This window comes from Aeromonas sp. QDB56, assembly GCF_027705505.1.
In the GTDB taxonomy this organism is placed as follows: domain Bacteria; phylum Pseudomonadota; class Gammaproteobacteria; order Enterobacterales; family Aeromonadaceae; genus Aeromonas; species Aeromonas caviae.
On the sequence record NZ_JAPDBZ010000049.1, the window covers coordinates 1 to 26,162 of the forward strand.

Annotated in this window: 22 protein-coding genes; 11 read left to right on the forward strand and 11 right to left on the reverse strand. The window is 59.8% G+C overall.

Going from position 1 to position 26,162, the window contains the following annotated elements; translation table 11 throughout:
- The first annotated feature begins 272 nt into the window (after positions 1-272).
- Together OKB81_RS09895 and OKB81_RS09900 are read left to right on the forward strand one after the other, a co-directional pair.
- A complete protein-coding gene (locus tag OKB81_RS09895) occupies positions 273-1,028 on the forward strand; it encodes a hypothetical protein (RefSeq protein WP_052815447.1) in 756 nt (251 codons plus the stop codon).
- A gap of 60 nt (positions 1,029-1,088) precedes the next feature.
- Complete coding sequence (locus OKB81_RS09900) at positions 1,089-1,751, forward strand: DUF2987 domain-containing protein (RefSeq protein WP_041211435.1); 663 nt, start codon at positions 1,089-1,091, stop codon at positions 1,749-1,751.
- A gap of 71 nt (positions 1,752-1,822) precedes the next feature.
- Here OKB81_RS09900 and ttcA read toward each other — a convergent pair whose 3' ends face one another.
- The 11 genes from ttcA to ccoN all read right to left on the reverse strand — a co-directional run bounded on the left by ttcA (position 1,823) and on the right by ccoN (position 11,990).
- Positions 1,823-2,731, reverse strand: a complete 909-nt coding sequence (ttcA, locus tag OKB81_RS09905; RefSeq protein ID WP_052814627.1) for a tRNA 2-thiocytidine(32) synthetase TtcA — start codon at positions 2,729-2,731, stop codon at positions 1,823-1,825.
- 67 nt (positions 2,732-2,798) lie between these two features.
- Positions 2,799-3,746 carry a universal stress protein UspE gene (uspE, locus tag OKB81_RS09910; protein WP_039040780.1) on the reverse strand — a complete coding sequence of 316 codons (948 nt, stop codon included), beginning with the start codon at positions 3,744-3,746 and terminating at the stop codon, positions 2,799-2,801.
- Between the two features lie 136 nt (positions 3,747-3,882).
- Positions 3,883-4,638 (reverse strand): FNR family transcription factor, encoded by a 756-nt coding sequence (locus tag OKB81_RS09915; RefSeq protein WP_010674781.1) that lies wholly within the window; start codon positions 4,636-4,638, stop codon positions 3,883-3,885.
- 68 nt (positions 4,639-4,706) lie between these two features.
- Positions 4,707-5,393, reverse strand: a complete 687-nt coding sequence (locus OKB81_RS09920; RefSeq protein ID WP_010674780.1) for a sulfite exporter TauE/SafE family protein — start codon at positions 5,391-5,393, stop codon at positions 4,707-4,709.
- Positions 5,377-5,583: a cbb3-type cytochrome oxidase assembly protein CcoS gene (ccoS, locus tag OKB81_RS09925; RefSeq protein ID WP_041211434.1), complete on the reverse strand. Its 207-nt coding sequence runs from the start codon at positions 5,581-5,583 to the stop codon at positions 5,377-5,379. The genes OKB81_RS09920 and ccoS overlap by 17 nt, the downstream gene beginning before the upstream one ends.
- Before the next feature lie 82 nt (positions 5,584-5,665).
- The gene (locus OKB81_RS09930; RefSeq protein WP_270805226.1) at positions 5,666-8,062 is read right to left on the reverse strand and encodes a heavy metal translocating P-type ATPase; all 2,397 of its coding nucleotides are present in this window, start codon (positions 8,060-8,062) and stop codon (positions 5,666-5,668) included.
- A gap of 88 nt (positions 8,063-8,150) precedes the next feature.
- A complete protein-coding gene (locus OKB81_RS09935; protein ID WP_010674777.1) occupies positions 8,151-8,639 on the reverse strand; it encodes a FixH family protein in 489 nt (162 codons plus the stop codon).
- A gap of 113 nt (positions 8,640-8,752) precedes the next feature.
- Entirely contained in the window at positions 8,753-9,742 is a 990-nt protein-coding gene (gene ccoP, locus OKB81_RS09940; RefSeq protein ID WP_270663732.1) for a cytochrome-c oxidase, cbb3-type subunit III, read from the reverse strand.
- Complete coding sequence (locus OKB81_RS09945; protein WP_010674775.1) at positions 9,742-9,921, reverse strand: CcoQ/FixQ family Cbb3-type cytochrome c oxidase assembly chaperone; 180 nt, start codon at positions 9,919-9,921, stop codon at positions 9,742-9,744. Before OKB81_RS09945 ends, ccoP begins: the two co-directional genes overlap by 1 nt.
- Before the next feature lie 11 nt (positions 9,922-9,932).
- Positions 9,933-10,547, reverse strand: coding sequence for a cytochrome-c oxidase, cbb3-type subunit II (ccoO, locus tag OKB81_RS09950; RefSeq protein ID WP_010674774.1), 615 nt, complete (start codon positions 10,545-10,547; stop codon positions 9,933-9,935).
- An 18-nt stretch (positions 10,548-10,565) separates the two neighbouring features.
- Complete coding sequence (gene ccoN, locus OKB81_RS09955; RefSeq protein WP_010674773.1) at positions 10,566-11,990, reverse strand: cytochrome-c oxidase, cbb3-type subunit I; 1,425 nt, start codon at positions 11,988-11,990, stop codon at positions 10,566-10,568.
- Positions 11,991-12,269: 279 nt separating this feature from the next.
- On the opposite strand from ccoN, the gene OKB81_RS09960 reads away from it, so the two are divergent.
- From OKB81_RS09960 to OKB81_RS10000, 9 genes are all read left to right on the forward strand, one after another.
- The gene (locus OKB81_RS09960) at positions 12,270-12,728 is read left to right on the forward strand and encodes a hypothetical protein (RefSeq protein WP_270663739.1); all 459 of its coding nucleotides are present in this window, start codon (positions 12,270-12,272) and stop codon (positions 12,726-12,728) included.
- A 108-nt stretch (positions 12,729-12,836) separates the two neighbouring features.
- The gene (locus tag OKB81_RS09965) at positions 12,837-13,295 is read left to right on the forward strand and encodes a GAF domain-containing protein (protein ID WP_010674771.1); all 459 of its coding nucleotides are present in this window, start codon (positions 12,837-12,839) and stop codon (positions 13,293-13,295) included.
- Positions 13,296-13,396: 101 nt separating this feature from the next.
- Positions 13,397-14,041, forward strand: a complete 645-nt coding sequence (gene proQ / locus OKB81_RS09970; RefSeq protein WP_010674770.1) for an RNA chaperone ProQ — start codon at positions 13,397-13,399, stop codon at positions 14,039-14,041.
- 8 nt (positions 14,042-14,049) lie between these two features.
- Entirely contained in the window at positions 14,050-16,065 is a 2,016-nt protein-coding gene (prc, locus tag OKB81_RS09975; RefSeq protein WP_270663741.1) for a carboxy terminal-processing peptidase, read from the forward strand.
- Positions 16,066-16,194: 129 nt separating this feature from the next.
- Positions 16,195-18,819: an aminopeptidase N gene (gene pepN / locus OKB81_RS09980; protein ID WP_270663743.1), complete on the forward strand. Its 2,625-nt coding sequence runs from the start codon at positions 16,195-16,197 to the stop codon at positions 18,817-18,819.
- A gap of 67 nt (positions 18,820-18,886) precedes the next feature.
- On the forward strand, positions 18,887-19,108 hold the full coding sequence (locus OKB81_RS09985; protein WP_010674767.1) for a DUF2835 family protein: 222 nt from the start codon (positions 18,887-18,889) through the stop codon (positions 19,106-19,108).
- A gap of 274 nt (positions 19,109-19,382) precedes the next feature.
- A complete protein-coding gene (locus OKB81_RS09990; RefSeq protein ID WP_270805227.1) occupies positions 19,383-24,224 on the forward strand; it encodes an NAD-glutamate dehydrogenase in 4,842 nt (1,613 codons plus the stop codon).
- A 47-nt stretch (positions 24,225-24,271) separates the two neighbouring features.
- Entirely contained in the window at positions 24,272-25,282 is a 1,011-nt protein-coding gene (pyrD, locus tag OKB81_RS09995; protein ID WP_270805228.1) for a quinone-dependent dihydroorotate dehydrogenase, read from the forward strand.
- Between the two features lie 85 nt (positions 25,283-25,367).
- Positions 25,368-25,904 carry a cell division protein ZapC gene (locus tag OKB81_RS10000; protein ID WP_041211431.1) on the forward strand — a complete coding sequence of 179 codons (537 nt, stop codon included), beginning with the start codon at positions 25,368-25,370 and terminating at the stop codon, positions 25,902-25,904.
- Positions 25,905-26,162: the final 258 nt, after the last annotated feature.

Consider the following 26,162-nt stretch of genomic DNA (forward strand, 5'->3'; position numbering starts at 1 on the left):
CTGCGCGAGCAGCTATCACCCAGTAATGGGGATCCCCCTCCTGTGACGCGAAGCGCTAAGGTGGGGGAGGATGTCAACATCCTACTCCCGTTGGACAGAGGGGCCAAGGGTGAGGGGAACTTCATCAAGTAGGGCTGCAAGGCCTTTGGTATCAATGGCTTTCTGAACGGAAGATAACAGGAAAAACGGCTACGCATGCCGGTTCAAACCGCTATAATGTGCCACCTTGGATCAGTCGTCAGTGAATGTTGGACAGTCAATTGAGTAATAGAATGCGGATCGGTGGAACCCTCGAACAGTCCCTCAGCCAGGGATATCGTCTGGACCTGCAAGGGGTGTTGAAAGAGGGGTGGCAACAGACTCGTCGCACCGGTTTCGGATTGGCGCTGGCCATCGCCGGGGTCATGGCAATCTGGATCCTGCTGAGCAATACCTTGCTGACGCCCTATGTCGCCCGTGAAGGAGGGGATATGGATATGGCCCTGATCCTGAGCCTGCTGGTCACGGTGATCATGTCACCCATGACCTCCTCCCTCGACATGCTGGGGTTGCAGCAGTCGGTGGGGGTACGTGCCCGGCCGAGCCAGGTGTTCGACTTCTTCCGCCACTTCCTGCGCCTGGGCAGCCTGAGTCTGCTCGGCAGCCTCATCACCAGCCTGTTTGGACCCCTGTTCGAGCTGCTGGGTGTGCCTGTGATGCTGGCCTTCATCCCTTCCGCCCTGGTGGGCATGGGGCTGGTGTTTACCGTACCTCTGGTGCTGGAGCGCGGTCTTTCCCCGGCTCAGGCCATTCTGGTCTCCCTCAAGCTCTTTGCCCGGGGCTGGCCCAGCATAGTGCTGCTGCACGGGGTCATGCTGGCACTCTTCTTCCTGGCGCTCATCCCCATGGGGCTGGGACTTATCTGGGTGGCGCCGCTCTACTTCAACTGCAAGGGCATTCTCTACCGGGATCTGTGTGGGGTGGCAGTCGAAGTGACCGAGGTTGCCAGTGGCAACAACGGGCAGGGCCCGGATCATTTCAACGCATAATGGAATACCAGGGGTCAGCCGGTGTCGACCCGCCCGGAGCATGATGCAAAAGGATGGCATATGAACAAGCGATACGGGATGGCGGCGCTCCTGCTGATGCCCATGCTGGGACAGGCTGAGCCGTCCCTTGAACTCGACTACGGCACCTTCTACAGCCAGATGAAGACCTTCGCCAAGGGGGAATTTGGCCACGCCAGACTGGGCTTTTATCTGGCCAGTCAACAGAACGGTCGGCGCTGCGGGCTCACCTCGGCCCGGGTCTCGACCCCGGACAGGGATGTGCCCGCCGAGGTCACGGTGGATGGCGAACTGCGTCTGCCCTATGACGATGATCTCAACCTCGACAAGGCGATCGTGGTGGTGGGGCTCACCGAGGCCCACGCCGCCTGTGATCTGTCGGTACAGGTGATGGCTGACGCCCCCGCCACACCCGAGGTGCCGCTGGCCGAACTTGTCTCGCGTCAGCAGCAGATGCAGCGATTGCTCGACAAGATGGCCGGCATGGTCGGCCAGTATTTCCTGCCCAAGATGGAAGGGGTGCGGATCTCCATGGTGGCGCCCGCAGGCACAGCCTACCTTGTGGAGGGTGCCCGTCAGGAGGCCGTCTCCTGGCAGCAGGGGCAACTGCTGCTCAGCAATGCGCAGCTGAAGGGGTTTGCCCAGGGCAAGCTGCAACTGCAAGGGGAGATCCTGCGCCTGACCCCCTGGCTACACAAGGAGTAGCGACCCGAGTCCGCAGATTGCCAGAATGAAAAAAGGAGCGCCTGGCGCTCCTTTTTTGTGGGTGACGGGGCTTAGCGCACCTCAATCACGTCCAGCATGTCCATCTCGTCGATGTCCAGCAGCGGCACCTTGGGCAGCTCGGGCGGATCAAATGCCTTGTCGCCACCGTCGATGATGCCGGAGTCGCGATTGATGCTCTTGAAGTCAAACAGCTGGTGATCGAGCAGGTGGCTCGGGATCACGTCCTGAATGGCGGTGAACATGGTCTCGAGACGGCCTGGGAAGCGGCGATCCCACTCCTGCATCATCTGCTTGATGGCCTGGCGCTGCAGGTTCTCCTGGGAGCCGCACAGGTTGCAGGGGATGATGGGGAAGGCCTTGACCTCGGCATAGCGCACCAGATCTTTCTCCTTGCAGTAGGCCAGGGGGCGGATCACCACGTTCTTGCCATCGTCGCTCACCAGCTTGGGGGGCATGGATTTGAGCTTGCCACCGTAAAACATGTTGAGGAACAGGGTCTCGAGGATGTCGTCACGGTGATGGCCAAGGGCGATCTTGGTACAGCCCAGCTCCTGGGCGGTGCGATACAGAATGCCGCGGCGCAGGCGGGAGCAGAGCGCGCAGGTAGTCTTGCCCTCCGGTACCTTCTCCTTGACGATGGAATAGGTATCTTCTTCCACGATCTTGAAGTCGATGCCGAGAGTGCTCAGGTATTCGGGCAGCACGTGCTCGGGGAAGCCGGGTTGCTTCTGATCCAGGTTGACGGCCACCAGATCGAAATGGATGGGGGCGCTGGCCTTCAGGCTCATCAGGATGTCGAGCATGGCAAAGCTGTCCTTGCCGCCAGACAGGCAGACCATGATCTTGTCACCCTCTTCAATCATGTTGAAGTCGGCGATGGCCTGGCCCACGTTGCGCCGCAGACGTTTCTGCAGCTTGTTGAAACTGTATTTCTCTTTGGCGTTAAGCTCTTCTAGCATGGCCTCAAACCCGGGACAAAAATAAGCGGCTTATTATAGCCATGTCCCGGGGGAGGGCAAGAAACGCTTATGCAGGATGACGCCTGTCATCCACAGGGCAGCTGTAATCGTCGGGTTTGAGGATGAGAATGTCGCAGTTGAGCCTGTCCACCACGTGCTCGGCGGTGTTGCCAAGCAGGGCGGCAGAGAGGCCGGTACGGCCGACGCATCCCATGATCATCAGGGTGGCATTCAGATCGTCCGCCATGTCCGGCAGCACCTCCTCCGGCAAGCCTTCCGCCACCTTGGTCCACATGTGGTTGATGCCGAATTGATCGGCATGTTCCCGCAGCAGATCTTCATGGTGTTTGCGAATGGCATCGTTGTAGGCGTTGGGATCGAACTCTGGCAGTTCGATGGCGACATTGACCGGGGTGCCCGGGTAGGTGTTGACCAGATAGAGACTGGCACCAAGCAGCTCGGCGATGGCGATCCCCTCGCGGGTGATCCGCTCGTTAAGCACCTTCTGCTCCTTGTCATCGCTCGAGCAGTTGATGGCGGCAATCAGGTTGCCCCCCCGTTGCCAGTGCCCTTCTTTTACCAGCAGAACCGGACAGGGGCATTTGCGCAGCAGGTGCCAGTCGGTGGGGGTGAAGATGAAGGTTTGCAGGAAGGAGTGTTTGTGAGTAGCCTTGACGACCAGATCGTGACGCTGTTCCAGCACTTCCTGAATGACGCACTCGAAGGGACGGTTGTGCCAAAGCACTTTCACTTCGCATTCCAGCCCTCTGGCCCGATAGGGAGTGAGGATCTCGTCGAGCCACTCCCGACGCTGGGCGATGACACCATGGCGCATCTCTTCCCGCTCGTCTGCCGAGAGCATGGCGGTCATCTCGTAAGAGAAGTCGTAAATCGTCAGGAGCAGGGTCAGCTGGGCACCCTCATCCAGCTCGGCGACCTTGACCGCGCGCTCGAGCGCGATCTGGCGCTCCTCCTCGGGATTGATCACCACCAGAATGTTTCGGTACTTGACCATGTTCTCCTCCTTAGCAAAAAGGCCAATGATGGCAACTCTTTAGCTATTACAGCTTAGTCCAAGGGGGGAGACGGGAAGGTGTGCCGGATCAAATTTCAGGGTGATCCGATCCGGCAAAAAAGGGAATAAACGGGGATTAACCGCAGGGAGGACGAGTGGCTCCGGCCATGACGCCCAAGGCAACGTTGTCCAGTACAGTAATGTATTTGCCTTTGACGCTGATGAGACCGGATTTCTGGAAACGGCCCAGCAGGCGGCTGATGGTCTCGACGGTGAGACCGAGGTAGTTGCCGATGTCTCCACGGGTCATGGAGAGGCGGAACTCCTTGGCGGAGAAGCCGCGCTCGGAGAAACGAACCGAGAGATTGTGCAGGAAGGCAGCGAGGCGCTCTTCGGCGTTCTTTTTGGAGAGCAGCAGTATCATCTCCTGGTCGCCCATGATCTCGTTGCTCATCAGCCGCATGATCTGCTGGCGCAGTTTGGGCATCTTGCCAGAGAGGTCGTCGAGCACATCGAACGGTATTTCGCACACCATGGCGGTTTCCAGCGCCTGGGCGAAGGAGGGGTGGGCCTGCTTGTGGATGGCGTCGAAACCGACCAGATCACCGGCGAGGTGGAAGGCGGTGATCTGTTCGTCACCCTGTTCGGTGATGGTGTATGACTTGATGGTCCCGGAACGTATGGCATAGAGCGACTTGAGCTCATCGCCGGCCTTGAACAACTCTTCACCCTTCTGGAACGGCTTTTTGCGCTCGATGATGCTGTCGAGCTGATCGAGCTCGTTATCGTTCAGGGTGAAGGGGATGCAGAGCTGGCTGATGCTGCAATCCTGGCAATGAATTGCACAGCCACCGCTCTGAATACGTCTGCCAGGTTTCTTGTCCGGGATCATAGGCTCAAATGAATAATTGATTTATATCAAACAAGTTTACCACCATCTCATCCGTTTTGGATAGGGTTTCAAAAGGACGCCATCCCGATCCAGAGGGTGTGGATCCCGTAGGCAATAAGCAGCAAGGCGCCCCCAAGGCGCAGGCTGCGCAGGGTGAGCCAGTAGCGCAATCGGTCTGCCAGCCCCCCTAGCGCAAACAGGGTCGGCAGGGTGCCGAGGCCGAAAAAGAGCATGATGAGTGCCCCGCCACTCGCGGAGCCTGCGGCAGCGCTCCAGGTCAGCATGGAGTAGACGAGGCCGCAAGGGAGCCAGCCCCATATCATGCCAAAGGGGAGGGCCTGCCTGGCTGATGTAAACGGGAGAAACCTGCCTGCCAGCGGCTTGATGAGAGGCCAGAACTTCGCACCGATGCGCTCGAGCAGCAAGACGCCATGCCACCAGCCAGCCAAGTAGAGGCCGAGCGCTATCATCAGCAGGGCGGCGATGAGGCGAAGCCCTGCCAGGGCGTGTTTGCCAGCGCCTATCTCCGTGGTGGTGGCGAGCAAGCCGCCCACCAGCGCGCCCGCCAGCACATAGCTCAGGATGCGCCCCAGGTTGTAGTTGAGCAGATAACCGAGCCTGCCCCAAAAATGCTGCTTCTCGGCAGGTATGGCCATGGAGAGCGCTGCGGACACGCCGCCACACATGCCGATACAGTGGCCGGCACCGGCAAGCCCGACCAGCAGGGCGCCCATGAGGTCAAGGCTGCTGGTCATGGGGCCTGTTTTCCTGTTCTGCTTGTTGTTCAGAGGGGGGCAAGGGGCGCTGCTCCTCGTCAAACAGGATGTTGGAGCCCTGCCTGTCGAGATCCTCGAACTGCTCGGAGCGGATGGCCCAGAAGAAGACGGCGCCGGCAATGACAACGAACAGGATGGCGATGGGGATGAGGACGAAGATAATGTTCATGGCGCGGACCCTGTGGTGAAAGGGGGATGATAACCCGGCGAGGCAAGAGGTGCCGCCACCCGGGAGGATGCCAGATGGCTGCTCACCGGTTGAGCCGCATGGAGTTGGTGACCACGATGAGGGAGCTCAGGGACATGCCAGCAGCCGCCAGATAAGGGGGGAGCCAGCCACTTGCAGCCAGCGGCAGCACAAGCAGGTTGTAGCCGATGGACCAGGCAAAGTTCTCCTTGATGATCTTGCGAGTGCGCAGGGCCAGGGCCCGGGCGGCCAGCAGACGGGAGAGATCGTCGGCCAGCAGGATGGCGTCGGCACTGTTCTTGGCCAGATCCGTGCCCCCCGCCATGGCAAAGGACGCGTGGGCGCCGGCCAGCACAGGGGCGTCGTTGATGCCATCTCCCACCATGATGCTGATATCCCCGGCCGCTTCCCGGGCCTTGAGATAGGCCAGCTTGCCGTCCGGGGTTACCCCTTTTACCAGCTCATCGACCCCCAGCTCGCGGGCCAGCATGTCCGCCTGGTCCGAACCGTCGCCGGTGAGAATGGTGGTTTGCAGGCCTGCCTCCTTGAAGGCCTGGATCAGTGCACCGGCATCGGGGCGCAGCGTGTCGGCCAGGATGAAACGGGCCAGCAGTCCGTGTTCATCGGCCAGATAGATGGTCAGCCCTTGAGCGGCATTCTCTTCTTGCGCCAGTTCGAGCCAGCGTGCACTGCCGATGCGGTAATGCTTGCCCTCAATTACTCCCTGCACGCCGTGGCCGATGACGGGGGTGACGTCGCTGGCGGCGAGCGGCACCCCGTCCGCCAGTGGTTTGCTTCGAAACGCACGGGCGATGGGGTGCTCGGAGTAGGTCTCCAGGGCATGGGCGAGTGCGAGGCAGCGGGCTGCGTCGAGCTCGCCGAGGGGCTGGGTGCTCACCAGGCTGATGTTGCCCGTGGTCAGGGTTCCCGTCTTGTCCATCACGATGCGGTTGGCCCGGGTCAGAATGTCCAGCACGTGGCCGCAGCGCAGCAGGATGCCGCTGCGGGTCAGGTTGGCAGTGGCCGAGGTCAGTGCGGTCGGGGTGGCCAGCGAGAGGGCGCAGGGACAGGTCGCCACCAGCACCGCCAGGGTGACCCAGAAGGCCCGCTCGGGCTGATGAAAATGCCAGAAGGTCCAGACCGCGGCCGCAATGATCAGGAGCACCAGGATAAAGTGGCGCGACAGCACGTCCGCCAGTTGGGCGATGGCGGGCTTGTCGTCCAGAGCATGATCCTGCAGGCGCATGATCTGGGCCAGACGCGACTCTTCAATGGGATGGCTGACCCGGATCTCCAGGGGGGCATCGGTATTGATGGTGCCTGCATAGACGGGATCCCCGGCCTGCTTGAGCAGAGGCAACTGTTCGCCAGTCAGCATGGATTCGTTGAGGCTGGCCTGGCCCAAGGTGACGATGCCGTCTGCCGGCAGGGTGGCCCCCGCGAGTACCCGCACCCTGTCTCCGACTCGCAGCGTCTTGGCGGCCACCTCGTGTTCGCCGTCATCATCGATGCGGGTCGCCATGATGGGCACCAGACGCGCCAGGTTGGAGCTCGACTCCGACGCCTTGCGCCTCGCTCGTAGTTCCAGCAGACGGCCCAACAGCAGGAAAAAGACGAACATGGTGATGGAGTCGTAATAGACCTCACCCGTGTTGAAGACCGTGGCCCAGATGGAGGCGACGAAGGCGCCGATCAGTGCCAGCGACACCGAAACATCCATGGAGAGGTGCCCCTGCTTCAGGCTGCGCCATGCCCCCACGTAAAAAGGCTGGGCCGAGTAGATCATGATGGGGGTGGAGAGCAGAAGGCTTATCCACTTGAAGTAGATCATGAACTCCTCTTCCACGCTGATGAAGAGGTCCATGTAGAGTGCCACGGCGCACATCATCACCTGCATGGAGCCAAGGCCGGCCAGCGCCATGCGGAACATGTAGCTGCGCACCTCTTTGGCGTAGAGCGCTTCCTGCTGATGAGTCTGGAAGGGATAGGCGCGATAGCCGACCCTGGCAAAGCCCTTGAGAATGTCGCTCAAAGAGAGCTGGGCCGGATCCCACTTGATGCGGGCGCGATGGGTGGTGGTATTGACGTTGATGTAACGCAGACCGCGCAGGGTCATCAGGTGCCGCTCGATGAGCCAGGCACAGGCGGCGCAGGTCAAACCTTCCACCGTCAGTTGGATCTCGCGCGTAGTTTCGCGACCCGTACCGGTGTCGGTGACGAACTCCTGCTGCACCTCCGCCAGATCGTAGTGGGTGAGGGCGGCGAGCTCTTCGGGCACCAGTTCCCCCTTGATGCCGGGAGCGGTGCGGTGTTCGTAATAACTGGCGAGGCCGCATTCGAGAATGGTCTGTGCCACGGCCTGACAGCCAGGGCAACACATCGGCTGAACGATGCCTTTGATCTCGAGAGTAAAGTTACTGCCAGTGGGAACCGGTTCACCACAGTGAAAACAGCCGGTCATGGTGATCATCCCTCTTTGATGCAGCCCTGCAGGCCGGGTCGGGGAGAAGGGCGGCTGACCGGCGTGCCGATCACCCTGCCTTCGTGATTCAACGTCCCTTGGGATCGAGCTCAATCGCTGCCTGAGTCGGCAGTTGTGCCGTCTCCTGGAGGCGCCATTCATGGTTGAAGGCATCGACCCGCACGTGCCACTTGCCGGTGAGGGGCTTGTCGAGCATCAGGCGATAGACTCCCTTGCCATCGGCCGTCAGCAGATGTTCGCTGTCCAGGCCCGCCAACGTGGGATGAAACAGGGAGAGGTGCAGTGCCTGCCCGAGGGGGAAATCCCCGGACAGTGGATTTAACGTCAGCTCCTTGTCGCTGACATTGAGGGCGATACGGATGCCGAGCGCCTCGGCGCGATCGAACTTGCTGAGATCCTGGTTAATCTCCTTGCCCTGCTTGTAGTAGTCCTCCGCCACCAGGTTGACCCCATCCTTGCTGGCAATGATGGCGGTGGCGATGCTGCCTACCACGGCGGCGCAGGGGAGGGCGATGATGAACCAGGGCCAGAATTGGCGATACCAGGGTTGAGTCATGATGCTACCGAAACAAATGGTTAACGAAATGGCGGTAATTCAGCCGACACAAGATAACAAAAAGCCTCGAAGAGTCGAGGCTTTTTGCTGATTAATCACGTGCTTATCACATGTTACTGCTGATTTTGCCGATCGTTGTGGGACAAGCTGTAAACGTAGGAAGCGAGCAGATGTACCTTGTCTTCCCCCAGAATGTCCTTCCAGGCCGGCATCACGCCGTGGCGCCCGTGGGTGATGGTCTGTTCGACCACCTGACGGGAGCCGCCATAGAGCCAGATGTTGTTGGTGAGATCCGGTGCGCCGAAGGCGATGCCGCCCTTGGCATCCGGACCGTGGCAGGCGGCGCACATGGCAAAGCGTGCCTCCCCTTTCTTGGCTTCCACCAGATCAACCTTGCGACCGGAGAGGCTCAGCACATAGGAGGCAACCTCCTTCACCCCGTCCTGACCCAGGATATCGCCCCAGGCGGCCATGATCCCCTGACGACCGCCCATGATGGTGGTCTTGATCTGGTCGGGGGCACCGCCCCACTGCCATTCGCTGTCGGTCAGGTTCGGGAAACCGCGGCCACCGCGGGCATCGGAGCCATGACACTGGGAACAGTTTTGCAGGAACAGGCGCTGACCCACCTTAAAGGCTTCCGGATCCTTGGCGATCTCGGTGATCTCCTTGTAGCTCTTGCCGTCAGCCTGATAGGTCAGCTCGCGGAACTTGGCGCCGTAGATCTCGTCGGCCTTGGCGAGTTCCCGGTCGTATTCCACCGCGCGTCCTTCGGCCTTGGCAGACTCGGCCGCCGCCTTGGACTCGGCCAAGGAACGCACATCCTGGTTGGAGCTTTGCCAGCCCAGCAGACCCTTGAAGTTGCCAAGGCCCGGAAAGGCGAGCAGGTAGATGAGCCCGGTGACGATGAAGAAGAGGAACATATAGGACCACCACTTCGGCAGGGGATTGTTGATCTCCTCGATGCCGTCGAAGGTGTGACCCATGGGTTTGCCCTCTTCGGCTCCCATCTTGTCCTTCATGCACCAGGCCAGCAGCAGGAAGCAGCCGAGAATGGTGCCAAGGCTTATGACGGTCACAAAAATGCTAAACAGAGTGCTCATTATTGCTTCGCTCCTGCGTTCTTGTTATCAGCACTGGGTTGCTCGTCATCGGCAAAAACCAGGTTGGCGGCCTCGTCGAAAGAAGCCTTGCGGCGCTTGCTGTAGGCCCAGACGATGATGCCAATCATGATGACCATCAGCAGCAGGGTGTACAGGCCGCGAAATGTGCCGTAATCCATATCCCGACTCCTTATTTCAGGGCATGGCCCAGTGATTGCAGATAGGCGATCAGCGCATCCAGCTCGGTCTTGCCCTTGACGGCCTCACCGGCGCCAGCGATGTCGGCATCGGTATAGGGCACGCCGAAGTGATCCCGGAACAGAGCCAGCTTCTTGCCAGTCAGCTCGCCGCTCAGCACATTGGTCTCGAGCCAGGGGAAGGCCGGCATGTTGGACTCGGGCACCACATCACGCGGGTTGATGAGGTGGGCGCGATGCCAGTCATCGGAGTAGCGGCCGCCGACCCGGGCCAGATCCGGACCGGTACGCTTGGAGCCCCACAGGAAGGGGTGCTCCCAGACGCTCTCGCCGGCAACTGAGTAGTGGCCGTAGCGTTCGGTCTCGGCGCGGAACGGGCGGATCATCTGGCTGTGGCAGACGGTGCAGCCTTCGCGGATGTAGATGTCGCGTCCTTCCATCTGCAGGGCGGTGTAGGGTTTGAGGCCCTCCACCGGCTCGTTGGTCTGCTTCTGGAAGAACAGGGGGGTGATTTCCACCAGGCCCCCCAGGCTGATGGCGAAGATGATGCCAATGACCAGCATGGGGACGCTTTTTTCAAAAATCTCGTGACGGTTGTTGTTGCTCATGCTTTAAACCCCTTCAAATCAGGCTGGCTGTGCGACGGGTTCCAGGGAACCCTTGGGCGCAGTGACGGTGCGATAGGCGTTGTAGGCCATCAGCAGCATGCCGGTGACGAAGAAGCAGCCACCCAGGAAGCGCACGAAGTAGAAGGGATAGGAAGCTTGCAGCGCCTCCACGAAGCTGTAGGTCAGGGTGCCGTCGTCGTTGACCGCACGCCACATCAGTCCCTGCATCACACCGGAAATCCACATGGCGACGATATAGAGCACGGTGCCCACGGTGGCCAGCCAGAAGTGGACGTTGATGAGCTTGATACTGTACATGCGCCCCTGCCCGAACAGGTTCGGGATCAGGTGGTAGACGGCACCGATGGACACCATGGCAACCCAGCCCAGGGCACCGGAGTGAACGTGACCGATAGTCCAGTCGGTGTAGTGGGAGAGGGCGTTGACGGTCTTGATCGCCATCATGGGGCCTTCGAAGGTCGACATGCCGTAGAACGACAGGGAGACGATCAGGAAGCGCAGGATGGGGTCATAACGCAGCTTGTGCCAGGCACCCGAGAGGGTCATGATGCCGTTGATCATGCCGCCCCAGGAGGGCACGAACAGGATGAGGGACATCACCATGCCCAGCGACTGAGCCCAGTCAGGCAGGGCGGTATAGTGCAGGTGGTGCGGACCGGCCCAGATATAGAGGGAGATCAGCGCCCAGAAGTGCACGATAGAGAGGCGGTAGGAGTAGACGGGGCGACCCGCCTGCTTGGGCACGAAATAGTACATCATGCCAAGGAAGCCCGCCGTCAGCAGGAAGCCCACCGCGTTGTGGCCATACCACCACTGCACCATGGCATCCATGGCACCGGAGTACATGGAGTAGGACTTCATGCCGGAGAGGGGCACTTCCATGTTGTTGACGATGTGCAGCACGGCCACCGTGATGATGAAGGCACCGAAGAACCAGTTCGCCACATAGATGTGGGAGGTGGTGCGCTTGACCAAGGTGCCGAAGAAGACGATGGCATAGCTCACCCAGACCACGGCGATGGCGATGTCGATGGGCCACTCCAGCTCGGCGTACTCTTTGGAGGTGGTGTACCCCAGCGGCAGCGAGATGGCTGCAGACAGAATGATCGCCTGCCAGCCCCAGAACACGAAGGAGGCGAGGGGACCACCAAACAGCCGGACCTGACAGGTGCGTTGCACCACGTAGAAGGAGGTGGCCATCAGGGCGCTGCAACCAAATGCGAAGATGACCGCATTGGTATGCAGGGGACGCAGACGGCTGTACGTCAGCCAGGGGGTGTCGAAGTTGAGGGCAGGCCAGATCAGCTGGGCTGCAATCAATACACCCACCGACATGCCGACGATACCCCAGACAATCGTCATGACGGTGAACTGGCGCACAACGGTGTAGTTGTACTCAGGGTGGTTTGTTGTATGGCTCATCGTTGTATTCCGCTTCCGATGCTGTTGTTTGTGTTGCCCGGTGTCCTGGGCCATTTTCACCCCGGTTTTGCAAAATCCTCCCGTTAACATCTGTTAATAAAAGGAAAAGCAAAAGGTGGTTAAATGAAAATTCATTGAGAATGATACTGAAATGACCGGTAAAATAACAGTACAAACAGTGATATATTTGGCTCCAGCGGGCCTCATGTCCGCCAGTTTTTACCTTGCGCCAGATCACGAAAATTACATTTTCAAAGTACCTTACAGAGCTGTTTTTTCATGAAAGAGAGACTCACTTCACGCAAAATCGTCCACCTGTCCATGGTGCTGGTCATTTTGCTCTCCCTGATGGCCTATCGTACCTGGTTTTCAGGCACTGGAAGCGATCATGAAGAGGACACCAATGTTCAGATTTGTGATCTGTCCCACAGCCCCTGCCGCCTCATCGTCGGGGATCGCCCGCTGACGGTCAGCATCGATGGCTTGCCGATCCGCCCTGAACATGACTTTGTCCTGCGCCTTCAAGGGGGTGTGCCGGCCATCACGCCGGTCAAGGCCTGGCTCGAGGGCAAGGAGATGTTCATGGGGCTCATCCCCGTGCTGTTTGAAGCCAGCGATGCGGGGTGGCGAGGGGTGACCCAGGTGGGAAGTTGTACGACCGAGGCGATGGACTGGCTCCTGACCATCGAGTGGAGCAATGGCCAGCGCCATCAACTGACGTTGGGCGCGGCACGTTGAACGGACTCTCATCGAGCCCCAGGAGGGGGGATAATTGAAAATTGATTTGAAATTTTCAGGCAGGACGGTACCTTGCATTGATTATCAAGGAGTGAAGTTCATTTAATCATGATTGAAAAACAAGCATTTTATCGCACGCTCAACCAGCAGGCCCAGGCATTGCTGGAGGGCGAACCCGACATGATCGCCACCCTGGCAAACCTGTCTGCCTTGCTCAATCAGGAACTGGCTGACATCAACTGGGTTGGTTTCTACCTGCTGCAGGGCGAGACCCTGGTTCTCGGCCCGTTCCAGGGCAAGCCGGCCTGTGTGCGCATCCCGGTCGGGCGCGGCGTCTGTGGCACAGCGGTGGCCGAGGGCAAGACCCAGCTGGTGGACGACGTGCACCAGTTCGCGGGGCACATTGCGTGCGACGGTGCCAGCAACTCGGAAATCGTGATCCCGCTGCGCCGTGGCGGGGAGATCATCGGGGTGCTGGACATCGACAGTCCAATCTTTAACCGCTTTGACGAGCAGGACCGGATTGGCCTCGAAGAAACGGTGCAAATTTTGGAAAGCATGCTCTAAGTCATTGCTAGATGGTTCGCAAAAGGTCCCAAGCTCTCTATAATGGGGCCTTTGTTGTGTTCGGGCATGCCCGTGCGTCTATATGAAAGCCAAGGTTATACATGGAAAACACTGAAAAGCTGAAGAACAGTAAAGAGATCGTCGCCTACCTGGTCGAGAAATTCCCGGCCTGCTTCATCGCTGAAGGAGAGGCCAAGCCACTCAAGATTGGCATCTTCCAGGATCTGGCCGCGCGTCTTGCTGATGACGAGAGAGTCTCCAAGACCATGCTGCGCTCTGCTCTGCGTCAATACACCTCCAGCTGGCGTTACCTGCATGGCCTCAAGGCTGGCCAGGCCCGTGTCGATCTGGACGGCAACCCGGGCGAGCTGCTCACCGAAGAGCACATCGAGCATGCCAAACAGGCGCTCAAGGAGAGCAAGGAACGTGTCTTTGCCAGCCGCCGCACCAACACCAAGGAGAAGGAAGACAAGCCCAAGCAGCCGCGTCGCAACGCGCCGCGCAAGGCTGACGCTCCTCGCTCCGACAAGCCCAAGTCCGCCCCTGCTCCCAAGGCTGCACCGGTCGCCGATGCGCCGCTGGTGAAAGTGGATGCCGCTACCCTGAAAGTCGAGCAGGGCGTTCGCGTCGTGCTGGGCAAGTCCCCTGTGCCTGCGACCATCAAGGAAGTGACCAAGGATGACGTACAGGTTCAATTGCAGACCGGCATGATGTTGCGGGTCAAGTTCGAGCATCTGGTTCTCTAAGGAGACGAATGTTGAAGCATGGCGTGATTCGTTTTTCACTCGTTGCCTGTAGCCTGGCGCTTGCCGGGCTCGCACAGGCCATCGAACCGGTGCTCAAGGAAAGTGATTTGCCTGTGTTGGCTCAAGAGAGCCAACATGCTACGGCCAGCAAGCGAATTGCCAATCTGTTTACCCGCTCCCACTACAAACAGTTCAAGCTGGACGACGCCTTTTCCTCCGTGATCTTTGACAAGTATCTGGAGAATCTGGACTACAGCCGCAACCTGTTTCTGGCCTCTGACATCAGCCGTTTTGAGAAATATCGTACCGGTTTTGACACCGACCTCGAGCGAGGGCGACTGGCTCCGGCCTACGAGATGTTCAACCTGAGTCAGCAGCGGCGGTACGAGCGGTTCGAATACGCCCTCAAACTGCTCGACACTCCCTTCGATTTTACCCAGAAAGACAATTACGTCTTCGATCGGGAAGGGGCTCTCTGGCCCAAGGATGAAGCCGAGCTCAACGAGCTGTGGCGTCAGCGGGTCAAGTTCGATGCCCTGAGCCTCAAGCTCAGCGGCAAGGAGTGGCCCGAGATCAAGGAGCTGCTTGGCAAGCGTTACAACAACGCCATCAAGCGGATGTCCCAGACCGAGAGCGAGGACGTGTTCCAGCTCTTCATGAACTCCTTCGCCCGCGCCATTGAACCGCACACCAGCTATCTGTCTCCGCGCAGCGCCGATCGGTTCAACACCGAGATGAACCTCTCGCTGGAGGGGATTGGTGCCGTGCTGCAGGCGGAAGATGACTTCACCGTCATCCGCTCCCTGGTGCCAGGCGGCCCGGCGGCCAAGTCCAATCACCTGAAACCCGATGACAAGATCACCGGGGTGGGGCAGGACGACGGCAAGATTGTGGATGTCATAGGCTGGCGTCTTGACGACGTGGTCGAGCTCATCAAGGGGCCCAAGGGCAGCAAGGTGAAGCTGGAGATCCAGCGCGGCAAGGGCGCGACCGCCAAGACCGAGCTGGTGGAGCTGGTGCGTGACAAGGTGCGTCTGGAAGACAGAGCCGCCAAGTCCAAGGTGATCACCGCCGAGGGCAAGAAGATCGGCGTGCTCGAGATCCCGAGCTTCTACGTCAACCTGCACGACGACGTGATCAAGGAGATCTCCAGCCTCAACAAGCAGAAGATCGACGGCCTCATCGTCGATCTGCGCGGCAACGGTGGCGGTGCCCTGACGGAAGCCTCCGCCCTGAGCGGTCTCTTCTTTGCCAGCGGCCCCGTGGTGCAGATCCGTGATCACATGGGTCGCATCACCGTCAATGGCGACGACGACGGCAATGTCTACTACGGTGGCCCCATGTCGGTGATGATCGACCGCTACAGCGCCTCGGCCTCCGAGATCTTCGCTGCCGCCATGCAGGACTATGGTCGTGCGCTGATCCTCGGCGAAAACTCGTTCGGCAAGGGGACGGTGCAGCAGCATCGCAGCCTCGCCAAGGTCTATGACTTCTACGAGCAGCCGCTGGGTCACGTGCAGTACACCATCGCCAAGTTCTACCGTATCGATGGCGGCAGCACCCAGAACAAGGGCGTTGCACCCGATATCGCCTTCCCGACTGCGGTAGCGCCGGGGGAGACGGGGGAGAGCCGCGAGTTCAACGCCTTGCCCTGGGACAAGATTGCCTCGGCCAGCTACGAGCGACTGGGGGACTTCTCCAGCCTGCTGCCCAAGCTGAAAGCGGCCCACGAGGCACGGATCACCAAGGATCCGGAATTTGCCTATGTGCTGCAGGACATCAAGGAGTATCAGGCGGACAAGGACAAGAAGTCGGTCTCCCTGAACGAAGCCGAGCGGCTGGCTGAACAGGCCAAACAGGACGAGAAGGCGCTGGCGCGAGCCAATGAGCGGCTGACCCGTCTTGGCAAGCCGACGGTGAAGAGCCTGGATGAACTGCCGACCGATTTCGAGGCACCTGACGAATACCAGGTGGAAGCGGCCAACATCACGGCGGATCTGGCCACCCTCAGCAAGAATAGCTGATGCTGGCAACGAAATGACAAGGGCGACTCGGGTCGCCCTTTCTTTTGCCTGAATGCAAACTATTTGACCCTGTCCGAGCCTTGTGACAGCCTCTGACACGTCAATAACAAAGCGTGGAAGCACACAATAATGACTGAACAACCTCAGGCCATGACGGCCAAATATCGCCAGGATTACCAGGCTCCCCTCTATTGGTGTGACAGTCTGGATCTCGATTTTCAGCTGCAAGAGCCCCTGACCCGGGTCACCGCCATCTCCCGTTTGCGTCGCAGCGGCGATCACAACGAACCCCTGGTGCTGGACGGCGAGGGGCTTGACCTTGTCAGCGTCAGTGTGGATGGCGTGCCCTATCAGCAATACGAGCAGGGAGAGAGCAGCCTGACTCTGTTCAACCTGCCGGCCGAGTGCGTGCTGACCGTGGTCACCGACATCGATCCCGCCGCCAACACGGCGCTGGAGGGGCTCTACAAATCCGGCGATGCCTATTGCACCCAGTGCGAGGCCGAGGGCTTTCGTCGTATCACCTATTACATGGACAGGCCAGACATCCTGGCCCGTTACAGTACCCGCATCACCGCCGACAAGGCCAAGTACCCCTATCTGCTCTCCAATGGCAACAAGGTCGCGAGCGGCGATCTGGACGACGGTCGCCACTTCGTGCAGTGGCAGGATCCCTTCCCCAAACCGAGTTACCTGTTTGCCCTGGTTGCCGGTGACTTCGATGTGGAACGCAACCACTTCATTACCAAAAGCGGCCGCCAGGTGGCGCTCGAGATCTTCGTGGACAAGGGCAACCTGGACCGCGCCGGTTTCGCCATGGAGAGCCTCATCAACTCCATGCGCTGGGACGAGCAGCGTTTCGGCCTTGAGTATGACCTCGACATCTACATGATCGTGGCGGTGGACTTTTTCAACATGGGGGCCATGGAGAACAAGGGGCTCAACATCTTCAACTCCAAGTTCGTGCTGGCCAACCCGGCCACTGCCACCGATGCGGACTACCACGGCATCGAGCGGGTGATCGGCCACGAATACTTCCACAACTGGACCGGCAACCGTGTCACCTGCCGCGACTGGTTCCAGTTAAGCCTCAAAGAGGGGCTGACGGTGTTCCGGGATCAGGAGTTCTCCTCCGATCTGGGGTCGCGCGGCGTCAACCGCATCAACAACGTGCGCACCGTGCGCGGTCCGCAGTTTGCCGAAGATGCCGGCCCCATGGCCCACCCCATCCGCCCGGATGTGGTGATTGAGATGAACAACTTCTACACCCTGACCGTCTACGAGAAGGGCTCTGAAGTGATCCGAATGATGCACACCCTGCTGGGGGAGGACGCCTTCCAGGCGGGCATGCGCCTCTACTTCGAGCGTCACGACGGCTCTGCCGCCACCTGCGACGACTTCGTGCAGGCGATGGAGGATGCCTCCGGGGTGGATCTCGCTCGCTTCCGCCGCTGGTACAGCCAGTCCGGCACCCCCGAGCTCACCGTGACCGACGAGTACGATGCCACGAGTGGTGTTTATCGTCTGCACGTGAGCCAGCACACCCCGCCGACCCAGGATCAGCCACAAAAGCTGCCGCTGCATATCCCCCTCGACATCGAGCTCTACGATGCACAGGGTGCCGTCATCCCGCTGCAATACCAGGGCAAGGCCATCGGCAATGTGCTGGACGTGCTGGAAGCACAGCAGACTTTCGAATTCGATCGGGTGCCGGTCAGACCGGTACCCTCCCTGCTGCGGGACTTCTCCGCCCCGGTCAAGCTGCACTATGACTATAGCGACGAGGCCCTGGCCTTCCTGATGCGCCATGCCCGCAACGAGTTTGCCCGCTGGGATGCGGCGCAGATGCTGATCAACAAGGCGGTGATCGACGGGGTGGCGCGGGTCCAGCACGGGCAGAGGGTTGAACTCTCCCACACCCTGCTGGCGGCCTTTGTTGCCATTCTGGACGAGGCTGCACTGGATCCCGCCCTCAAGGCAGAGATCCTGGCCCTGCCGGGAGAGGCGACCCTGGCCGAGCTGTTCGAGGTGGCCGATATCGACGCCATCCACCAGGTGCGCAACGGGATCCAGACCGCATTGGCCCACGCCTTCGGCGACCGCCTGCTGGCGTGCTACGAGAGCCTGCGTCTGTCGGCTTATCAGGTGGTCCATGCCGACATGGCCAAACGGGCCCTCAAGGGCGTGGTGCTGGGTTATCTGGCGGCGCTGGATGCCGCGAAGGCCGATACCCTGGTGCGCGAGCAGTACGGGGCCGCCGACAACATGACCGACACCCTGGCTGCACTCCAGGTGGCCAACAGCCATCTGCTGCCGTGCCGCGCCGCGCTTTTGGCCGACTTCGAAGGCAAGTGGGCCCATGATGGCCTGGTACTGGACAACTGGTTGCGGCTGGTGGGCGCCAAGCCGGCCAAGGATGTGCTCGATGACGTGAAGCAGGCGATGGCGCACCCGACCTTCAGCATCCGCAACCCGAACCGGCTGCGGGCGCTCATCGGCAGCTTCGCCATGAACAACCAGGTGCAGTTCCACGCCGCCGATGGCAGCGGCTATCGCTTCCTGACCGATCTCTTGATCGAGCTCAACGAGGTCAATCCCCAGGTGGCGTCCCGCCTCATCACCCCGCTTATCCAGTTCAAGCGGCTCGATGAGGGGCGCAAGGCGCTGGTTCGCGCCGAGCTGACCCGCCTGGCCAACCTGGACGGGCTGGCGCGGGATCTGTTCGAGAAGGTGAGCAAGGCGCTGGCACAATAAGCGTCACGACGGCGGGCAGGGGAGTCTGGCTCTCCTGCCCGTTTTTCATGGATGACCAGGAGGTGACATGAGGCAATACACTTTTCGGCTCTCCCTTGGCCGCGACGAGATCATGTTGATGTACCAGGGGCAGGTGAACCGCCTGGTGGTACGTACCGAGCAGGGTCTGACCCTGGAGCTGGGGTTGGAGAAAATCCGGCGTTTTGTGTCGGAGAGCGGCGTTCACGGCTACTTTCGACTGAAAACCCAGGACGATCATCGCTTCATTTCCCTGGAACGCATAAATTAACAAAACTTGAACATCAATCCGGGTAAATATCTGCTTTAAGTCACTATCTATCCGGTAAATGGCGCGGCAACCAGTGCGATTTTCTGAATTTTGCCAACTTGGCAAAATTTATCACAACCCAAGCCGTGATCTGTCCCTTGTTTTTAACATCCCGTTATCACCTTTGCTCGCCTTCCTTGATCCAAGCCATTACACTTCGCTGCAACTCTGTACCGGCGCGCATCCTGGGTGGATGTCGCCGTGTCTGTGATGTCGTCCGATAAGGAAACTAGCAATGGCATTGAAAGACGCCCCTACATCCGTTCTGCTCGAAAACGTTCTCAGTCTGATCCACCAGAAATTGCCGAAAAACAGTGCCTCCCTGGTCGAATGTTTCGTTGCCAAGTTCTACGGCAACATGGCCAGCACTGATCTGCATGACCGCAATGACAGCGATCTCTATGGCGCCGCCCTCAGTCTGTGGAATGCCCTCAACCACCGTACCGGCATCGAGCCCTATATCCGGGTCTACAACCCCGAGCTGACCCGCCACGGATGGCAGTCTCCCCATACCATCGTCGAGATCATCCTGCAGGATTCCCCCTTCCTGGTGGACTCCATCCGCATGGCCCTCAAGCGTCTCAACATCACCGCCCACATGATGCTGCACCAGCCGCTGCACCTGATCCGCAGCGAAGGCGGCAAGATTGGCGCCATCCTGGAACTGGACAACACCGCAGAGCAGACCTCGGTGGAAACAGCCTTCCTCATCGAAATCGATCACCTGACCGGTGAAGAGGAGATGGACGCCCTGACTGCCGAGCTCAACTCGGTGGCGCGGGAAGTGGCCCTGGCGGTGGGAGACTGGCAGCCCATGCTGGCGCGCCTGAACGAGATCATCGAGGAGCTGCCCAAACGCAAGAACCCGGTCAGCCAGGCCGAGGTGGACTCCTGCGTCGCCTTCCTCAAATGGGTGGCCGCCCACAACTTCACCCTGATGGGTTATCGTCGCTACGACGTCAAGGCGGTGGAGGGGGATCACGAGATCCTGCCGCAGCCCGAGTCCAGCCTGGGGCTGATGAAGAACTCCATCAAGGACGAAGGCCAGCGCCTCGGCACCATGCCCGCCAGCGCCCGTCACGCGGCCCTCAGTTCCGACTTGCTGATCCTCACCAAGTCCAACAGCAAGTCCCGGGTGCATCGTCCGGCCTATGTGGACTACATCGGCATCAAGCGTTTCGACGAGCACGGCAAGGTGGTGGGAGAGGATCGCTTCATCGGCCTGTATGCCTCCTCCATCTACAACACCAGTGCGACCCAGATCCCCCTCATCAGCCACCGCCTCGAGCGCATCATGGCCGCCTCCGGCTTTGAATCGGGCTCTCATGCCTACAAAGCGCTGCTGAACGTGCTGGAAACCTACCCGCGCGACGAGCTGATCCAGGCCCGTGAAGAGGAGCTGCTGGCCACCGGTCTCGGGGTGCTGGAGATGCAGGAGCGGGACATGCTGCGCCTGTTCGTGCGCCGCGATGTCTACGGCCGCTTCTTCTCCTGCATGGTCTATGTCACCAAGGAGCGCTACAACACGGCGCTGCGAGTCAAGACCCAGCAGATTTTGCAGAAATATTTTGGCAGCAGCATCGATGTGGAGTTCAACGTCTACTTCACCGAGGGCGTGCTGGCACGGACCCACTACATAGTGCGGGTCAACAACAACAACGTGGATGTGGATGTGAACGAAGTACAGAACAACCTGATTGAAGCGGCCCGCAGCTGGGATGACCGCCTGGATTCCGTGCTGCTTTCCCACTATGGCGAGGCCCGCGGTAACGAGCTGCGCCGCCGTTTCAGCACCGCCTTCCCCCGTGCCTACAAGGAAGATGTGCTGCCGGGCTCTGCCGTCGCGGACATCATGGCCCTGGATGGATTGAGCGAGGCCGAGCCGCTTGGCATGCTGTTCTACCGCGCCCAGGAGGAGGAGAACGATCGCCGGGTACGCCTCAAGCTGTTCCACCGAAGCGAACCCATCCACCTCTCCGACGTCCTGCCCATGCTGGAAAACATGGGGCTGCGCGTCATCGGCGAGACCCCGTATCAGGTACGGACCCCCACCGGCGAGGTGTTCTGGATCCTCGATTTCTCCATGCTGCTGCGCGGTGAGCAACCGTTCGATCTGGAGCAGAGCCAGCAGCGCTTCCAGCAGGCCTTCGCCGCCATCTGGAGCAAGACCCTGGAAGATGACGGCTTCAACCGTCTGGTGCTGGGTGCCGGCCTCACCGGTCGTCAGGTATCCGTGCTGCGGGCCTATGCCAAATACATGCGCCAGACCGGCGTCTCCTTCAGCCAGTCCTATATCGAGGAGACCCTGACCCGTTATCCGGACATCGCCCAACTGCTGTTCACTCTGTTCGAACAGCGCCTGGATCCGGCCATCAAGCAGGATGCCAAGGTGCAGGCCAAGCTGCACGAGGAGCTTGCGGCCAAGCTGGATCAGGTCGCCAACCTGGATGACGATCGCATCATTCGCCGTTATGTGGAGATGATCGACGCCACCCTGCGCACCAACTACTACCAGCTGGACAAGGCGGGCAACATCAAGCCCTACATCTCCTTCAAGCTGGCCCCCTCCAGCATCACCGACATGCCGCTGCCGCTGCCGAAGTTCGAGATCTTCGTCTACTCCCCGCGAGTGGAAGGGGTACACCTGCGCTGGGGCAAGGTGGCCCGTGGCGGCCTGCGCTGGTCCGATCGCAAGGAGGACTTCCGCACCGAAGTGCTGGGTCTGGTGAAAGCCCAGCAGGTGAAGAACACCGTTATCGTGCCGGTGGGCGCCAAGGGCGGCTTCTATTGCAAGCAGATGCCGGCAGGCGCCCCCCGTGCCGTCATCCATGAGGAGGGCAAGGCCTGCTACCGTCTGTTCATCCGCGGTCTGCTCGACGTGACCGACAACATCATCGGCGGCGAGGTGATCCCGCCCAAATCCGTGGTGCGTCACGACGAGGATGATTATTACCTGGTAGTGGCGGCCGACAAAGGCACCGCGACCTTCTCCGACATCGCCAACGAGATAAGCCTCGAATACGGCCACTGGCTCGGCGATGCGTTTGCCTCCGGCGGCTCGGTGGGCTATGACCACAAGAAGATGGGCATCACCGCCCGCGGCGCCTGGGAATCGGTCAAGCGCCACTTCCGTGAGATTGGCATCAACTGCCAGACCACCGACTTCACCTGCGTGGGGATAGGCGACATGGCCGGCGACGTGTTCGGCAACGGCATGCTGCTCTCCGAGCACATCCAGCTGGTGGGCGCCTTCAACCACATGCACATCTTCGTCGACCCGACCCCGGATGCGGCCAGGAGCTTCGTCGAGCGCAAGCGCCTGTTCGAGCTGCCCGGCTCCAGCTGGGATGACTACAACCGTGAGCTCATCTCCAAGGGGGGCGGCATCTTCCTGCGCTCTGCCAAGTCCATCAAGCTGAGTCCGGAAATGCAGACCCTGCTCGGCACCGACAAGAGCGGCATGGCCCCGAACGAGCTGATCAAGGCGCTGCTCTGCCTGAACGTCGACCTGCTCTGGAACGGCGGCATCGGCACCTATGTGAAGAGCGCCCGCGAGAGCGACGCCGACGTCGGGGATCGCAGCAACGACGTGCTGCGGGTCAATGGTCGTGACCTGCGTGCCCGCATCGTGGGCGAGGGTGGCAATCTTGGCTTCACCCAGCTTGGCCGGGTGGAGTATGCAAGTCAGGGTGGTCGCATCAACACCGACTTCACCGACAACGTGGGCGGGGTGGATTGCTCCGACAACGAGGTCAACATCAAGATCCTGCTGAACCAATTGGTGGCGGCCGGTGACCTGACCCTCAAGCAGCGCAACCAGATGCTCTACGAGATGACGGATGCGGTGGCCCAGGTGGTCATCACCAACGCCTATCGCCAGTCACAGTCCATCTCGGTGACCGCCTTCCGTGGTGCCGAGCAGCTGAAAGAGCAGCAGCGCTTCATCCAGGGGCTGGAGCGGGAAGGCAAGCTGGACCGGGCACTCGAGTTCCTCCCCTCCGACGAGGAGCTCTCCGAGCGGATGGCGGCAGGGCAGGGGCTGACCCGACCCGAGCTGGCGGTGCTGGTGGCTTATGGCAAGATGGTGCTCAAAGAGCAGCTCAACTGCCCGGAAGTGACCGAGGAGCCCTTCCTCGCCAACATGCTGGTCACCAGCTTCCCGACCCAGTTGCAGCAGCAATTTGGCGCTGCCCTGGCCCAGCACCCGCTACGAGGCGAGATCATCGCGACCCGGGTGGCCAACATGCTGGTCAACGACATGGGGCTCAACTTCGCCAGCCGGATGAAGGACGAGACCGGTGCCTCGGTGGCGGAAGTGGCCTGCTGCTTCGCCATGGCCCGGGAAGTGTTCGGCCTCGGCGCCCTGTGGCGTGACATCGAAGGGTGTGACAACGGGGTGGATGCCCAGACCCAGCTCGAGCTGATGTTCTACAGCCGCCGCATCGTACGCCGCGCCACCCGCTGGTTCCTGCGCGCCCGCAACCGCAGCTGGAGCATCGGCGAGAACATCGCCTTCTTCCGCCCGGCCTTCGAGACCCTGAGTCAGCACCTTTATGAGGTAATGGACGAAAGCGAAGTGGCCGAACACAGCCAGGCGGTCGCCGCCCTGGTGGAGAAACAGGTGCCGGAGGCCATCGCCCGTCGCGTGGCCCACATGAGCAGCCTCTTCTCCTGCCTGGATCTGGCGCAGATTGCTGCGGAGCACAAGACCGACATCCTGCGGGTTGCCAACGTCTACTACCGCCTGGGCGCCAAGCTGGATCTGCACTGGTTCCTCGAACAGATCAACCATCAGCCGGTGGGCAACCACTGGCAGGCGATGGCGCGGGCCTCCTTCCGCGAAGATCTGGACTGGCAGCAACGCAGCCTCACCTCCGTGGTACTGGAAGGGTGCAAAGAGCAGGGGGAATGCGCTACCATAATGGCCGACTGGATTTCGGAGCATGAGCAACTCTTGTCCCGTTGGACCCACATGTTGGCCGACTTCAAGACCACGAGCACGCACGAGTTCGCCAAGTTCTCGGTGGCCTTGCGAGAGTTGAACCTGCTCCAGTTGAATTGCCGAACCTCGGCATAACCCCAAAAGCCCCGGCCAGTTGCCGGGGCTTTTTTTAAGGAGCAAGCATGCTGTACCCACTCGCCAGGCATTTCCTGTTCAAACTCAATCCGGAGCAGGCTCACGATCTCTCCATCAAATATTTGCCCCGCCTTCTTGGTACCCCGCTTGATTGTTTCTTCCGCCACTCTCTGCCCAAACGCCCCGTCACCGTCATGGGGCTTAATTTTGCCAATCCGGTGGGGTTGGCCGCCGGTCTGGATAAAGACGGGGAGTGCATAGATGCCTTCGGCGCCATGGGGTTCGGTTTCATCGAGGTCGGTACCGTGACCCCCAGACCCCAGAGCGGCAATGACAAGCCTCGTCTCTTCCGGGTGATCCCGGCCGAGGGGATCATCAATCGCATGGGATTCAACAACAAGGGAGTCGATCACCTAGTGGCCAAGGTGAAAGAGGCCAGATATCAGGGGGTGATCGGCATCAATATCGGCAAGAACAAGGACACCCCCATCGAGCAGGGCAAGGATGATTACCTTCTCTGCATGGACAAGGTGTATGACCACGCCGGTTATATTGCGGTCAATATTTCCTCGCCAAACACCCCGGGTCTGCGTCAATTGCAATATGGCGATGCACTGGATGAACTGCTGGCCGCATTGAAACAGCGTCAACAGGAGCTGGCCGAGAAATATAAGAAGTATGTGCCGCTGGCCGTGAAAATTGCCCCGGATCTGTCACTCGATGAAATAGATCAGGTAGCCGCCTCTTTGATCAAGAACCGTATTGACGGTGTCATCGCCACCAATACCACTCTGGAGCGGGAGATGATATATGACATGCCCCATGCCGCAGAGGCTGGCGGGCTCAGCGGTCGTCCGCTCCAGCACAAGAGCACCGAGGTGATCCGCCACCTGGCCAAGGCCCTCGACGGCGCCCTGCCCATTATCGGTGTGGGTGGTATCGACAGCGCCATGGCGGCTCGGGAAAAACTGGCAGCGGGTGCCAGTCTTGTCCAGATTTACAGCGGCTTTATTTATAAAGGGCCGAGTCTGGTCAAAGAGATCGTTACCCATATTTAAAAAATAACCGGTTGCCCTTATTTAACGTTGCTCAAATTCTCGACATGGAATAAAGTCGAGGGACGGCTTAGATAAGGGCACCACCATGTGTATTCAACCCAATGACAATTGGCAGTGGCATTATGACGCTCAGGATGATCGCCTGATGCTGGATTTGTCCGATCGCATGATATTTGCCACCGAATATAAAGGTCGACAACTTGTTCCCTGTTCTTTCACCACCCAGCCTTTTTGTGTGGATGATGCCGCCCTCTATTACCAGTTGATGGACAAGGCCGCTGAACTCGACTGGAGTACGCCCCACCAGGTCCAGCTGGTCCTCAATGCCATCGCCGTCAGCCGTTTTTATAAACCCCTGATGCCGCAAAGCTGGTTCTTTCATGAACAGCAGGCTCATGTTATTCCAGAGATGGGATCCCTGGTGTGGATGGATACTCCCCACGGTCGGGGGGAATTCATGGTCATCGAAGCCGGCGATCAGGCGAGCGTTTGCCTGAACCTGACCGACGAACTGGTGCTGACCAACAGCAAGACGCTGCCGCGCTTTGCAGTGATCAAGGTGATGAATAACCGGATGCAAGCCAGAGTCCGGGCACAGACACAATATCGGGAAGTGGGCTGACGATGGGGCCGTTATATGGCGACGAATAAGTCCGTTATAGGCCTGCTATATTAGTCTGATATTTAAGCGCTCAGTCTCTCTCTTGTTCCATTATTTGTCTTTTTCCTTCGTCTGGTCGTCACGACCATTTTCTGCCTGGTCCTGGCAAGATTTTCGAATTCTTTACGAATGTGATGGTAGACCTTAACCATCCCCTCGTATGAGCGAGGTGTGGCGCGGCTTCTGAGGTATGATCGCCATCCTTGACCAGCTAATACC